The sequence below is a fragment of the Flavobacterium sp. WC2430 genome (assembly GCF_040822075.1).
Lineage (GTDB): Bacteria > Bacteroidota > Bacteroidia > Flavobacteriales > Flavobacteriaceae > Flavobacterium.
In genome coordinates this window covers 562434-577172 of record NZ_CP162007.1, presented here as the reverse complement: position 1 = coordinate 577172, position 14739 = coordinate 562434, and the positions used below count along the sequence as shown (strand labels likewise).

The window sequence follows — 14739 nt, the reverse complement described above, 5'->3', positions numbered from 1 at the left end:
TGCTTTTCCAGTAAGTTTATTTATTATATTGTCTTAATCAATTACATCTCTATTAATTGTAGTTCTGTATAGAATATAATAGGAATCTCCATTTGTCCCACAGGGGTAGGGAGTGTTCATGAAAGAAGTTGTAATTATTGTCTCTTGAGTTGTATTTCTGTAGGTGAGTTGTGTGTAATTTCCAACAGTAACTGAAGAATAATGGTTCGTGTTTTCCAATGCATACGTATATACAATATACGTTTCCACACATTCGGGTGCTTTATTGGTTAGAGATTGTTTGTAACTGTAAAAGTTGATAACTTCATTCAAAGGTTCTATTACACTTTTTTCAGTAGTATTTTTGCTATGACCATTAAAAATAACTAGTTGTCCTACTGAAGTTTCATCTAATTGAAATACATTTAGTGTCCCAGTAAAGTTACTAAGATTTTCAATGGAATTAGTGAATAAAGTATGGTTTAAACTTGTATACGCCTCCACTAAGTAGGAATTTATTTCTGTTCCTTTTTTTATTGCAATCAATTCGTATTTTAATTGATTTTGAAATAAATTGGATTCGATTTCGCTTGCTTTTTTTTCAGAAACTTCAATTTCATAAATTTCGAATCCATCTTTCTCTATTTTGGAGAACGTTTCCCAATTTACAACTAAATTAGCAGCCATATTTTTATTGGTAAATTGCTCCAGTTTTAAATCGTTTTTTAGTTGATTTATGATTGGATTCGTTGTGCTGTCCTGCAATTCATCTTTAGTACAAGAAAAGAGCAGTAGAACTAGGAAGATTCCTAAAAATGTGGGGGGGGGGTAAATAGTTTTACTTTCATATTATGATTTAAAATTAGTGTTTTTTCGTATAAAAAACATCGTTTTCAAACTTACAGCTAATTTAGTGCAAATGAAATACCCAGTTTTAGTGATATTTTGTTTTCTTTTTAAAATGATTTTCACAAAAAAGTCGGTAATGAATCCTTAGATTGCTTACCGACTGATTATTTAAAGCGTTTTTTTGAAAAAATTACTATTTATTCACTTTTTTCATGTTCATCAATATCTTTTTGTAAGTCTAATTTTCTAAAAGAAGGAGAGAATATTCCAGTTCCAAGAACAATTAATAAAGTCATACATCCACCAAATACAACAGATGTTACTGTTCCCATCAATTTAGCAGTCAATCCACTTTCAAAAGCTCCTAATTCATTAGAAGAACCTACAAAAATAGAATTCACTGCCGAAACTCGGCCGCGCATGTGATCGGGAGTTTTTAATTGTAAAATGGTTTGTCGTATCACTACCGAAATTCCATCTACAGCACCACTTAAAAACAAAGCAAATACGGATAAAGCAAAAATAGTTGAAAGTCCAAAAGTAATGATACAAAGTCCAAAACCAAAAATCGCTGCCAATAGCTTTAATCCCGCATTTTTATTCATGGGAACATAAGCAGAAATTATTAATGTCAAAAAAGAACCTACAGCTGGTGCTGCTCTCAGCACACCAAAACCTTCGGGTCCCACTTTTAAAATATCTTGAGCAAAAATAGGCAAAAGTGCCACCGCTCCACCAAATAGAACCGCCACCATATCCAGTGATAATGCGCCCAAAACGGTTTTATTATTGAAAACAAATTTTACTCCTTCTTTCAAACTTTCCATAATAGGTTCTCCAATTTTTGGGTTCAAAATTGGCTTAGCACCAATTTGAGTTAAAGCAATCAGTGCAAAAACAGAACAAGCAAAAACAGAACACATCGACCAGTGCACGCCAATCAAAGTAATAGAAAAACCGGCTACTGCAGGCCCTAAAACAGACCCAATTTGCCAAACGGAACTGCTCCAAGTGGCAGCGTTTGGATATACTTTTTTAGGAACCAATAAGGATAAAAGGGAGAATATTGTTGGCCCCAGAAAGGAACGTACAATGCCGCCCAAGAAGACCATAAAATAAATACCATACAAAATAGCTCTTGTTGAATAGTCACTTACAATGGTGGGCCAGGTCAATAAAAACAAACCAAAACTAATTACTGAAAAACCTAAAATACATTTAACGAGAAGGCCTTTTTTCTCATTTTGATCCACAATATGTCCTGCAAATAAAGCCATAGCAACCGCAGGTATGATTTCCATTAAGCCTATAATTCCTAGTGAAAGTGGGTCTTTCGTTAAACTATAAACCTGCCATTCGATAACAATAAATTGCATGGACCAGGCAAAAACCATAGCAAATCGCAATAATAAAAAAGTGTTGAATTCCTTATAACGTAAGGCTGCGTAGGGGTCGTGTGTTTTTTTCATTTGGGTAATCTCAATTATTTAATATCTCTTAATCGCAACTGTAAACTTACTTTACCATTCCATTCGTTTTCATCAATGCAGTACACGGCTTGAAATGGTTTTTGATGTGTTGTTAAATCCATTTTATTTCCTAGTCCAAAACCAATGGCTGGAATTCCTTCGGAATTGTTTTGTTTGATAAACAATTTTATATGTTCGTCTTCTTGTCCCATTGGTTTTCCGTAACCCGTATCTTTTATGTTTTTAGTGAGAAAAATGGGAGTCATATTTTGTGGTCCAAAAGGCTCAAATTGTTTCAAAATCCGAGTTAGTTTTGGGCTAATGTCAGTAAAATTAATTTCGGCATCGATCTCAATTTCGGGTGTTCGCATATCTGGATGTATCGTTTCTTGTACTTGCTGCTCAAATGCTTGTTTAAAAACAGCATAGTTTTCTGCGGCTAATGTCATTCCTGCGGCATACATATGTCCACCAAATTGTTCCAAATGTTCCGAGCAAGCTTCGAGTGCATTATACACATCAAACCCTTTTACAGAACGGGCCGAAGCTGCATATTTATCACCACTTTTTGTAAAAACTAAAGTGGGGCGATAATAGGTTTCTATCAGTCTTGAAGCGACAATCCCAATTACACCTTTGTGCCAATCTTCTTGAAAGACTACAGAGGTAAATCGCTCTTTTTCCTGATTTTCTTCTATTTGCGAAAGCGCTTCTTTGGTAATTTGTTTGTCTAAATCCTTACGGTCGGAATTGTATTGTTCAATTTCGGAAGCAAATTGTTGTGCTTGTTCAAAATTGAATTCGGTTAATAATTCCACCGCATGATTGCCGTGTTTTATTCTGCCAGCTGCATTGATTCGAGGCGCTATGATAAAAACGACATCGGTGATGTCAAGGGTTTGTTTCTTTATTTGGTGAATTAAAGCCTTAATTCCAGGCCTTAGATTTTCATTAATAACTTGTAAACCAAAATAAGCTAACACTCGATTTTCACCGGTCATAGGTACAATATCGGCGGCGATTGCAGTTGCTACTAAATCTAAATACGGAATAAAATCATCAATGGTTTGCCCTCTATTGCTTCCTAAAGCTTGTATTAATTTGAAACCCACACCACATCCACACAATTCATCGTATGGATATGAACAATCAGATCTTTTGGGGTCAAGGACAGCGACTGCTTCGGGTAAAGATTCTCCCGGTCTGTGGTGATCGCAAATGATGAAATCAATATTTCTTTCTTTTGCGTAAGCGACATGATCAATGGACTTAATACCACAATCCAAAGCGATAATTAATGAAATCCCATTGTCATCGGCATAGTCAATTCCTTTAAAGGAAACGCCATATCCTTCCAAATAACGATCTGGAATATAAGTAGCAATATTAGGATAATAGGATTTAAGGTAAGAAGAAACTAGGGAAACAGCGGTAGTTCCATCCACATCATAATCCCCAAAAACCAAAATATTTTCTTGATTTGCAATGGCACGTTCGATTCTTTCCACGGCTTTAGCCATGTCTTTCATTAAGAAGGGATCATGTAAATGGTCTAGCGAAGGGCGAAAAAAAGCTTTAGCTTGGTCAAAAGTTTCAATACCGCGTTGCACCAGTAAAGTGGCGACAAAATCTTCTACACCCAAGGTTGTGGCTAAATGCCTAATCTTATCCTCAGAAGGTTTTTGTTTTATGGTCCAACGCATTTGATTTGTGATTTATGAATGTCGATTAACGATTTGTGATTTAATATCTGCAATCAAAAATTGTTAATCTTCAATCCTATATAATTTATTTTAGTTCCAATGCTTCGCCTTCAAACTGGATTCCATCCCAACCGTGAAGTATAAAATTACGAATGTTTTGATGATCCGTTCCTTCAGGATTTTTCAAAACGTCTTCATAATAATAGGCTCCAAAACATGATAAGGTTTCTTCAGGAGTTAAGTTTTGCAATTTGGCGAAAGCAAACAATTTACAAGAACCTGAGTTTTCTCCCGCTGCATTATGTTGATTTCCGTTTTGAAAAGTAGTAGGAGTAAAGGTATAATTGGCTTCAATTACAGCAATAGTTTCTGGAAATGTTATTTCTTGTGGCGTATTTTTTAATATAGAGATATAAGATGCTATCGTCATAATATGGTTTTTATTCTTGATCTTCTTCTTTTGAGAATTTATTTTTTTTAACTTCTTTAACGAATGGTTTTCCGCCAACGACAACAACAATTTCACCTCTTGGCGCTGTTTTTTCAAAATGGGTTAACACTTCACGAACCGTTCCACGAACATTTTCTTCATGCATTTTTGATAATTCTCTGCAAACACAAATAGGTCTGTCTTCGCCAAAATAAGTAATAAACTCCGTTAATGTTTTTAGTAATTTATGCGGTGAAACATACAAAATCATAGTACGTGTTTCTTCGGCTAAAGCCAAATAACGGGTTTGTTTCCCTTTTTTGTCAGGTAAGAATCCTTCAAAAACAAATTTATCATTAGGTAAACCACTATTTACTAAGGCGGGAACAAAAGCGGTCGCACCAGGTAAACATTCTACTTCAACTCCATTCTCAACACAAGCGCGAGTTAATAAAAAGCCTGGATCAGATATGGCTGGAGTACCAGCATCCGAAATTAAGGCAATGTTTTCCCCAGCTTTCAATCGGGAGATCAAATTCTCTACGGTTTTGTGCTCATTGTGCATGTGATGACTGTACATATGGGTGCCAATCTCAAAATGCTTTAAGAGTTTGCCACTAGTACGGGTATCTTCGGCCAGAATCAAATCGACTTCTTTTAAAATCCGAATGGCTCTAAAAGTCATGTCTTCAAGATTACCTATGGGCGTGGGAACAATATATAATTTTGACATAGTTTATTAAAGAAATTTTTTCTCGATGATATCCATAAAACGCTCTTCATAATCTTCTTTCCCTTTCCAGTTGTTGTAATCAGGTTTTACCATTTCTTCAATGAAGTTTCGTGTTTCATGAAAATTGTCAAATGTGATTAATTGATTCAATACGCGGTTGTAATCTTCACTGTTATTACCAAAAAGGTGTTTTACAAATGCAATTCGATCATTTAAATCAATATCAATGCCTTTGGATAATTTGTCATTTAGGGATACAATTTTGGGTTCGGCTTTTTCCTTTTTTTCTTCTATTATCGGTTCTGGAGCTTTTTCAACTATAGTTTCTTTGGCTTCAAAAACAATTTCTGGAGGTAATGCAGGTACATCATCTACTTTGACAAAAAGAGTGTCATTGTAATTACCACCTAATAAATCTTCGAAAGAAATTTGTACGGCCTCCGGTTTTTTAGGTGTTTCAATTTCGATTTCTTCTGTTTCTGAATCGTCAGTTAATTCAAAAGCAGCTTTGAATTTATGTTGTGGTTCTTCTTCTTTTTCTTCAGAAGCAACAAGAATCTCTTCTTCAGCTTCATTTTCGCTAATGACCACATCGTCTGTTGGCATTTCCTCAGTTACCGGTTGCTCTTTTATATCAGCTTCAAAATCGCCTAATGCATTGTCTTCTGAAACCTCTTCTTCTACTTCTGGAGAGCTCTCCTCAGTTTTAGAATCTTCGATTGTATTTTCTTCTACTAGCACTTCGTCCAAATGTGCTACTATTTGAGGAGATGCAATTTCTTGTTCTGATTTCTCTTCTTTTATAGTTTCAGAAGTTGTTCCTTCTTGGGGAAGCGTACTTTCAGTTATTTCAATGATAGTCTCAGCTGGCAATTCGGCACTTTTGTCGTAAAAGGCTTGCACTTCTTTTTCGATCTCAGCATGGCTAATTGTTGGTTTTACATCACCATAATGTTCGTCAATAAATCGTAAAACGGATAGCTTTTCGTATAGTTTTTGAGATTCCAAATACAGTTGATTGATATCAGACTTGTTCTTAAGTTGTAATATTCTATGTGCAATGCTGATTAAATCGGCTTCCAATTTTTTTTTCATAACGTTTAAATTATAGTATATATGGCGTATGTGTTTCTCATTTTATTTTTTACCAAAAGAAATTCAAGGGCTGTAGGGGCAGAAGATTTAATTTTAAATAACTGTTTACAAATCCTCGAATTGATAAAATTTTTCTACTTTTGAGACAACGTAAAAGTATAAAATCTTATGTTGGTTTATTACGGTACAAAGTAATAAAAACTATTCATTTTTTAAGTTAGAAAAATACAAAATGTTTCTCGAAAATACAGTAAATCATAAAGAACAGTTTGGTTGGATCGAAGTCATATGTGGTTCAATGTTTTCGGGTAAAACCGAAGAGCTAATTCGTCGTCTCAAGAGAGCACAATTTGCCAAACAAAAAGTAGAAATCTTTAAACCAGAAATTGACACCCGCTACCATGAAGATATGGTAGTGTCGCATGACGCTAATGAAATTCGTTCTACACCAGTTCCAGCTGCTGCCAATATCGCCATTTTGGCGCAAGGTTGTGATGTGGTGGGAATTGATGAAGCGCAGTTTTTTGATGACGAAATAGTAAGGGTTTGCAATGATTTAGCAAACCAAGGTATTCGTGTTATTGTTGCTGGGTTAGATATGGATTTTAAGGGTAATCCTTTTGGACCTATGCCTGCATTAATGGCGACAGCAGAATATGTGACTAAAGTGCATGCTGTATGCACTCGTACTGGTAATCTGGCTAATTATAGTTTTAGAAAAACCGACAGTGATAAACTAGTAATGCTTGGCGAAACCGAAGAATACGAACCCTTGAGTCGTGCAGCTTATTATCACGCCATGAAAAAAGATCAGGAGAATAAATAAAATCCTGTCCCCAGCCAGTCATTGAGAAGAATGAAGCAAGCCAAAGGAGAGGGAGACAAAACGAAATAGGATTCTTAAAAGACAAAACCCTTTCTGAGCCATCAGAAAGGGTTTTGTCTTTTTAAATCAAAAATCGTTAATCAGCAATCTGATTTCAACAATCTTATATTTTTTTCCTCATTCTAGCTACAGGAATATCCAGTTGCTCTCTGTATTTAGCGATAGTTCTTCTTGCAATTGGGTATCCTTTTTCTTTCAGCAATTCGGCTAATTGATCATCTGGTAAAGGTTTCTTCTTGTCTTCTTCTTCAATAATATTTTGTAATATTTTTTTGATTTCAAGCGTGGAAACATCTTCCCCTTGATCGTTTTTCATGGCTTCTGAGAAGAATTCTTTAATCAGTTTTGTTCCGTAAGGTGTTTCTACATATTTACTGTTGGCTACACGGGAAACCGTTGAGATGTCAAGTCCTACCATATCCGCAATGTCTTTCAAGATCATTGGTTTCAATTTGGTTTCATCGCCATCTAAGAAATATTCTTCTTGATAATGCATAATAGCATTCATGGTTACAAATAAGGTTTCTTGACGTTGACGAATCGCATCAATAAACCACTTAGCCGAATCCAGTTTTTGTTTGATAAACTGAACCGCATCTTTTTGTGGCCCTGATTTATCGGTAGAAACTTTATAGGTTTGCATCATTTCCTGATAATCTTTGGAAACGTGCAGGGTAGGAGCATTTCGACCGTTTAAAGTTAATTCCAGTTCGCCATCAACAATTCTAATGGCAAAATCAGGAACTACGTTCTCTGTAATTTTATTATTTCCTGTAAAAGAGCCTCCCGGTTTTGGGTTCAGTCTTTCAATTTCATGAACTGCTTTTTTGAGTTGCTCATTTGAAACATTGTATTTCTGAATTAATTTATCGTAATGTTTTTTGGTAAAAGCATCAAATTGATTTTCGATAATATCAGTTGCTAGTTCCACGTATTCCGTAGGGGTTTTGTGTTTCAACTGCAACAACAAGCATTCTTGTAAGTCGCGCGCACCTACACCAGAGGGTTCTAGTTCATGAATTACATGCAGCATCCGTTCTACCGTAGCTTCATCCGTATATAAGGCTTGGGTAAACGCCATATCATCCACAATATCAGGAATGCTTCTACGGATATAACCCATGTCATCAATACTTCCTACCAGAAATTCAGCAATATCACGTTCTTCATCATTGAGAATAAACGTATTCAATTGATTAATTAAATCTTGGTGAAAACTAATAGGTGCTGCTAATGGTGATTCACGATCGTCATCGTCATCACTGTAGTTATTGGCTTGTGTTTTATAATCGGGGCTATCGTCGCTATTTAAATATTCGTCGATATTGATGTCTTCGGCGTCATTCCTGTCAGATTCCGCCTCATCATAATCATCGTAGTCTTCGTTTTCAAATTCATCCTTTTCATAATCGTCTTCCTCCTTACCTGCTTCTAAAGCTGGATTTTCATTCATCTCTTCCAGTAAACGTTGTTCAAAGGCTTGCGTAGGCAATTGAATTAACTTCATCAACTGAATTTGTTGAGGAGATAATTTCTGCGATAATTTTAAATTTAAGAATTGCTTTAGCATTTGTTTGTTTAATCGGTTAACTGTTTATTTGTTTAATCGATTAACCGATTAAACTTTTTTTCTAAAATTCAGCATTCATTGGCGTTCTTGGAAAAGGAATTACGTCACGTATGTTTGTCATTCCAGTTACAAACAGCACTAATCTTTCAAAACCAAGACCAAAACCAGAGTGAACTGCTGATCCAAATCGTCTAGTATCAAGATACCACCACAATTCTTCTTCGTCAATTCCTAAGGCTTTCATTTTTTCGACTAAAACATCAAAACGCTCTTCTCTTTGAGATCCTCCTACAATTTCTCCAATTCCTGGGAAAAGAATATCCATGGCGCGAACCGTTTTTCCGTCTTCGTTCAAACGCATGTAAAACGCTTTGATATTGGCTGGGTAATCAAACAAGATTACAGGGCATTTAAAGTGTTTTTCAACCAAGTAACGCTCGTGTTCTGACTGTAAATCAGCTCCCCATTCGTTTATGATATAGTTGAATTTTTTCTTTTTATTTGGAGTACAGTCTCTCAAGATATCAATTGCCTCCGTGTAGGATACACGTTTGAAATTGTTTTCTAAAACAAAATTCAATTTGTCGAGCAAAGCCATTTCGCTTCTTTCCGCCTGTGGTTTTGATTTCTCTTCGTCCAATAATCGTCCTTCTAAGAATTTTAAATCCTCAGGACATTTGTCAAGCGTATATTTAATTACGTACTGAATAAAATCTTCAGCAAGATCCATATTGTCATTCAAGTCATTAAAAGCAACCTCTGGCTCAATCATCCAGAACTCCGCAAGGTGACGAGAAGTATTTGAATTTTCTGCTCTAAACGTAGGTCCAAAAGTATAAATCTGTCCTAATGCCATAGCAAAAGTCTCTCCTTCTAGTTGTCCAGAAACCGTTAGATTCGTTTCTTTCCCAAAGAAATCTTCTTTATAATTTACTTTTCCGTCTTCGGTTCTAGGTGTTCCATCAAATGGCAAAGCGGTAACTTTAAACATTTCACCAGCACCTTCAGCATCCGATCCTGTAATGATTGGTGTATTCACATACACAAATCCTTTTTCTTGAAAATAGCTATGTACTGCGTATGATAGTACAGAACGAACACGCATAATAGCACCAAACATATTGGTACGCACTCTTAAATGCGCATTTTCACGCAAGAAATCCAAGCTCGGTTTATTCTTAGGTTGTATTGGGAATTTCTCAGCATCAGAATCTCCTAGGATTTCCAATGTTTTAACTTGAATTTCAAATTGTTGTCCCGCACCTTTACTTTCAACCAAAGTTCCTGTAACAGATATCGCTGCTCCAGTCGTAATTCTTTTCAAAGTTTCGTCAGGAGTATTCTCAAAATCGACTACACATTGTATATTATTGATGGTTGAACCATCATTCAAAGCAATAAATTGATTGTTTCTAAAAGTTCTTACCCATCCTTTTGCATTTACTTCATGTAGTGTCGTTGTACTGTTTAGTAAGTCTTTAACTTTTGTATGTCTCATTTTAGGTGTATAGTTGAATTTAAAATTGTCTCATATTCGAACTGCAAATATAAATCATTTGTTTTAAATGTCATTGCGAGGAATGATGCATTTAGGAGCTATTTCCCGCTATTCGCTATATCTTTTACTTTTTAAAGGAAAAAGTAAAAGGATGTCGCTATTATCGGGGCTAGGGAATAGTGGAATTTGATACTTTAAATAATTTAAAAATTTGACAAACGGCATAACTGTTTGTATTTTTGTCAGATGAATGATAATTTTATAACAGAGTATTTCGGTATAGGGATACAAAACGGTAAAACCCCTGAGAACTTAGGCGTTTTATGGAGATCTGCACAAAACTTAGGCGCAAGCTTTATTTTCACTATTGGGAATCGGTATGCAAAACAAGCTTGCGATACCCATAATGCCGTAAAATCGATACCTTATTTTCATTATGAAACCTTCGAAGATTTCTATAAAAACCTCCCCAAAGGTGCTCGCTTAGTAGGCGTAGAGTTGGATGACAATGCAATAGATTTAGAAACATTCGAACATCCACGACGTTGCGTGTATTTATTAGGTGCTGAAGATCATGGTCTTTCAAAAAAAGCCATTGAAAAATGTCATCATTTAGTAAAATTCAAATCCGAAAAAAGCTTAAACGTATCTGTTGCGGGAAGTATTGTTCTTTATGATAGAGGTCTTAATAAGCCCCGTTCATAAAATAAGTTGTTATTGTTTAGTATTGTTATTATGTTTATAAACAGTAAATTATAACGTTATTTGCACCTTTAATTAGTTGTCATGAAAAAACTGTTTTATACCCTTTTTTTAGTTGTGATCTTCACCTCCTGTTCTGGACAAACTCCTTTTGGGAAACCAGAAGTAAGTCCAGTTGAAATTCAAACTCAGTTTATGGATTGGTGGACCTATCAATACAATAACATCATGCTTTCTAGAGATTTTATTGCATTAGATTCCAATTCAAAGGAGATTCCTAAAGTTGATTTTTTGCAAATATTAAGCGAAGGAAGTTACATCCCAATTCGATTAGAATCCGATTCAGCACTATTTTACTACAAGCTTTTTAAGATTGACCCAACATCAGATACAAGTATAAAAGCCACCATTGTTGAAACCGCTTTCAATGAAATTCAAAATCTAAAGAAAGAAGGGGAGCCATTTCCTGCATTTTCATTCTCAGATTTAAATGGTAATTTGATTACAAATGAAAATCTTAAAGGAAAAATTGTTGTCATAAAATGCTGGTACATTCATTGTGCTGCTTGCATTAAAGAATTTCCACAAGTAAATAAATTAGTGGAGAAATATAAAGATAGAAAAGACATTGTTTTTATAAGTCTGGCTGAGGATACTCCAGAACAGTTAACCGTTTTTTTAGCTAGAAAACCGCTGTCTTATTCCGTTGTTCCTAATATGAAAACGTACATGAATTTAACCTTGCAACTTAATGCGTTTCCTACTCATATCATCATTAATAAAGAAGGGTTTATGGAAAAAGTGGTTTCTAATTATGCTGGTTTAGAAGTTAGTTTAGAGAAAGCTAGTAGAGAATAAATATAAAATTGTACAATTGTAGTGTTTTTTTCCTGCTTCACTGTTATATACTATTGGATATAAAAAATCCCGCCTTTGTAGACGGGAAGTTTAATATAACTTAACTGTAAAGATAATTTTATTTGTTATTCTCCATATCCATTATTAAATTGGCAATTAGAGCGGTCCATCCTGTTTGGTGAGAGGCACCAAGCCCTTTACCACTATCTCCATCAAAAAACTCATAAAACATATGTTCGTTTCTGAAATGTTCGTCCTTAGCAAAATGATTTTCAGAGTCATCAGAATGGTATTGGAATTTACCTTCAGCATCTCGTTCAAAAAGTTTAATTAATCTTTTTGTTAATTCATTCGCAATTTCGTTTAAGTTCAGTTTGTTTTTTGAGCCTGTTGGAAATTCATATATATAAGTAGGTCCATAAAAAGTATAGTATTTACGCAATGATTGGATGATCATATAATTCAAAGGCATCCATATAGGACCACGCCAGTTTGAATTTCCTCCAAACATTCCTGAACGACTTTCGCCAGGTTCGTATTGAATTTTATGATGTCCTTTATTTCCAAATTCAAAAGGATGTTCTTCATGGTATTTAGATAGCGAACGAATCCCATAATCAGATAGGAACTCTTTTTCATCCAGTAAGCGCACTAGAAGATGTTCTAATCTAAAACCGCGCATAATGGAGAATAGAAAATTACCATCTTTATTGGCAGTCTCTAAATTTGAAATTAAGGATGCTAAATCGGGTCGTGTTCTTATTATTTCATTTGCTCTTTTTTGAAAGTCTTTTAATCCTTCAAATAATTCTTTATTCATGATTTCGACAGCAAACATTGGAATAACACCCACTAAAGAACGTACTTTTAAACGTTCAGCACTTCCATCGGACATTTCGACAACATCATAATAAAAATTGTCTTGGTCATCCCAAAGTGAAATATCTTTTTTCCCAATATGGTGCATTGCCCAAGCGATGTTTAAAAAATGCCTGAAAAACTTAGCCGATATTTCTTCGTAAATTTTGTTGGTTTTCGCTAATTCCAGTGACATGCGCAACATGTTTAAAGAGAACATTGCCATCCAACTCGTGGCATCTGCCTGTTGCATTTTTTTAATTCCCTCTGGCATGTGGTTACGGTCAAAAACACCAATGTTGTCCAAACCTAAAAACCCTCCTTCAAATAAATCAGTACCAGTAGTGTCTTTTTGGTTCACCCACCACGTAAAATTGATGAGGAGTTTTTGAAATGCTTTTTCCAGAAATTCAGTATCAGCTTTGCCAGTGCGTTTTTTGTCTTTGTCATAAACAGTCCAAACCGCCCAAGAGTGAACCGGCGGATTTACATCACTAAAATTCCATTCATATGCTGGAATTTGACCATTGGGATGCATGTAGCTTTCTTGCAAGACTAATAGCAGTTGTTGTTTAGCAAAATAAGGGTCTATTTCTACAAAAGAGGCCATGTGAAAAGCAAGATCCCAAGCAGCGTACCAAGGATATTCCCATTTGTCAGGCATGGATATTACATGACGATTAGTAAGATGTTGCCAGTTAAAATTGCGTGAGTCCTTTCTTCTATAGGTTGTTGACGTTTCGTCTACACCGCCAAAAAGCCACTTGTGAACATCATAATAATAGAATTGCTTCGTCCATAATAAACCTGAAAAAGCACTCTTAGCGATTGCTTGCTGGGCTTTAGGGATGTCTTTATTTATGATTTCGTTATAGAACGTTTCACATTCCTTTTTTCTTTGCTCAAATTGAGCGTCAAAATCGACCCAAGGATTTTCTAATGCTACATTGCTTAGGCGTATTTTAATGCTTTTTTCTTCGCCAGCTTTTAATTCTAATTGATGCCAAATAGCTGCTTTTGTACCGTGTTTTTTTGGATTTACTGTAGGTTCTCCATTTATAACGTAGTTGTTAATGCCGTCCTTAACGTAATCATAATCATTTGGAGAGTTGTAAATTCGTTCGTTATTGGTTTCGTTTTCACAAAATAATTGCTCGCCTTTATTATGATATAAGTAATAGTCGTCATTTCTAGTACTTTTTGATAAAATAGTGTTTTCGGATACAGATTCCATATTAGGGCGTGGATGTCTGTTGTTGTGTTTCCAGAAATTACGAAACCATAGATGCGGAAGTACATGAATTTCAGCGGTATCTTTTCCTCGATTGACTACAGTAACTTTCATCAAGATATCATCAATACCGGCTTTTGCATATTCGATATAACAATCAAAATAAGCATTGTCTTTAAAAGCATCAGTATCTAATAGTTCAAATTCTGATTCTTCTCTATTCCTATGACTGTTGATTCTTATTATTTCCTCATACGGAAATTCGTTTTGCGGGTATTTGTAGAGGTATTTGTTGTAAGAGTGTGTAGGAGTGGAAACTTGATGAAAATAAAGTTCTTTAACGTCTTCTCCGTGATTTCCTTGATTATTAGTGAGGCCAAATAGGCGTTCTTTTAAAATTGGATCTTTTCCATTCCAAAAAACGGGAGCCAAGCATAAAATCTCACGAGAGTCGCAAAAACCGCCAATACCTTCTTCCCCCCATCGATACGCATTACTACGTGCTTTGTCGTGGTTGATAAATTCCCATGCATTTCCGTTATCGCTATAATCTTCGCGAACGGTTCCCCATTGTCTTTCGGCTAAATAAGGTCCCCATTTTTTCCAGTTTCTATAGTTATCAGAAACGGCTAATTTTTCAGCCTCAGAAATTTTATGAGTCATATATCGTGGTGTAATAGTTAATTTTAGATTTAAACCCAAACAGCTGGATTATTTAAAATATTCTAATGCTGTTTTTTTCGTTAAAAAAATACTGGTAAAAATAAGATTTATTTTTTATAAGTAGGTACGCAATTAAGTACTATTGCTTAATTGTGGTTATTGTCAGGATTCTTTTGGTTTCTCGTAAAAAAATATAATATTAATTGACTAACTCA

Annotated in this window: 12 protein-coding genes; 3 read left to right on the top strand and 9 right to left on the bottom strand. The window is 35.1% G+C overall.

Going from position 1 to position 14739, the window contains the following annotated elements:
- Nucleotides 1-33: 33 nt before the first annotated feature.
- The 6 genes from AB3G36_RS02535 to AB3G36_RS02510 all read right to left on the bottom strand — a co-directional run bounded on the left by AB3G36_RS02535 (nt 34) and on the right by AB3G36_RS02510 (nt 6258).
- A complete protein-coding gene (locus AB3G36_RS02535) occupies nt 34-666 on the bottom strand; it encodes a hypothetical protein (RefSeq protein ID WP_367755686.1) in 633 nt (210 codons plus the stop codon).
- Between the two features lie 359 nt (nt 667-1025).
- Entirely contained in the window at nt 1026-2297 is a 1272-nt protein-coding gene (locus tag AB3G36_RS02530; RefSeq protein ID WP_367755684.1) for an MFS transporter, read from the bottom strand.
- 14 nt (nt 2298-2311) lie between these two features.
- A complete protein-coding gene (recJ, locus tag AB3G36_RS02525) occupies nt 2312-4000 on the bottom strand; it encodes a single-stranded-DNA-specific exonuclease RecJ (RefSeq protein WP_367755682.1) in 1689 nt (562 codons plus the stop codon).
- Nucleotides 4001-4085: 85 nt separating this feature from the next.
- Complete coding sequence (locus AB3G36_RS02520; protein WP_367755680.1) at nt 4086-4430, bottom strand: HopJ type III effector protein; 345 nt, start codon at nt 4428-4430, stop codon at nt 4086-4088.
- 10 nt (nt 4431-4440) lie between these two features.
- Nucleotides 4441-5163 carry a 16S rRNA (cytidine(1402)-2'-O)-methyltransferase gene (gene rsmI, locus AB3G36_RS02515; protein ID WP_367755678.1) on the bottom strand — a complete coding sequence of 241 codons (723 nt, stop codon included), beginning with the start codon at nt 5161-5163 and terminating at the stop codon, nt 4441-4443.
- Nucleotides 5164-5169: 6 nt separating this feature from the next.
- Nucleotides 5170-6258 (bottom strand): hypothetical protein, encoded by a 1089-nt coding sequence (locus tag AB3G36_RS02510; protein ID WP_367755676.1) that lies wholly within the window; start codon nt 6256-6258, stop codon nt 5170-5172.
- Nucleotides 6259-6490: 232 nt separating this feature from the next.
- Here AB3G36_RS02510 and AB3G36_RS02505 point away from each other — a divergent pair, with 232 nt between their 5' ends.
- Entirely contained in the window at nt 6491-7084 is a 594-nt protein-coding gene (locus tag AB3G36_RS02505) for a thymidine kinase (protein WP_367755674.1), read from the top strand.
- A 163-nt stretch (nt 7085-7247) separates the two neighbouring features.
- Here the strand turns inward: AB3G36_RS02505 and rpoN are convergent, their stop codons facing one another.
- Complete coding sequence (gene rpoN / locus AB3G36_RS02500; protein ID WP_367755672.1) at nt 7248-8714, bottom strand: RNA polymerase factor sigma-54; 1467 nt, start codon at nt 8712-8714, stop codon at nt 7248-7250.
- Nucleotides 8715-8775: 61 nt separating this feature from the next.
- Nucleotides 8776-10212, bottom strand: a complete 1437-nt coding sequence (asnS, locus tag AB3G36_RS02495; protein WP_367755670.1) for an asparagine--tRNA ligase — start codon at nt 10210-10212, stop codon at nt 8776-8778.
- A gap of 246 nt (nt 10213-10458) precedes the next feature.
- Between asnS and AB3G36_RS02490 the strand changes: the two genes are divergently transcribed.
- Nucleotides 10459-10917, top strand: a complete 459-nt coding sequence (locus tag AB3G36_RS02490) for an RNA methyltransferase (RefSeq protein WP_367755668.1) — start codon at nt 10459-10461, stop codon at nt 10915-10917.
- An 81-nt stretch (nt 10918-10998) separates the two neighbouring features.
- On the top strand, nt 10999-11772 hold the full coding sequence (locus AB3G36_RS02485) for a TlpA family protein disulfide reductase (protein WP_367755666.1): 774 nt from the start codon (nt 10999-11001) through the stop codon (nt 11770-11772).
- Between the two features lie 118 nt (nt 11773-11890).
- Here the strand turns inward: AB3G36_RS02485 and AB3G36_RS02480 are convergent, their stop codons facing one another.
- A complete protein-coding gene (locus AB3G36_RS02480; RefSeq protein ID WP_367755664.1) occupies nt 11891-14524 on the bottom strand; it encodes a glucosidase in 2634 nt (877 codons plus the stop codon).
- Nucleotides 14525-14739: the final 215 nt, after the last annotated feature.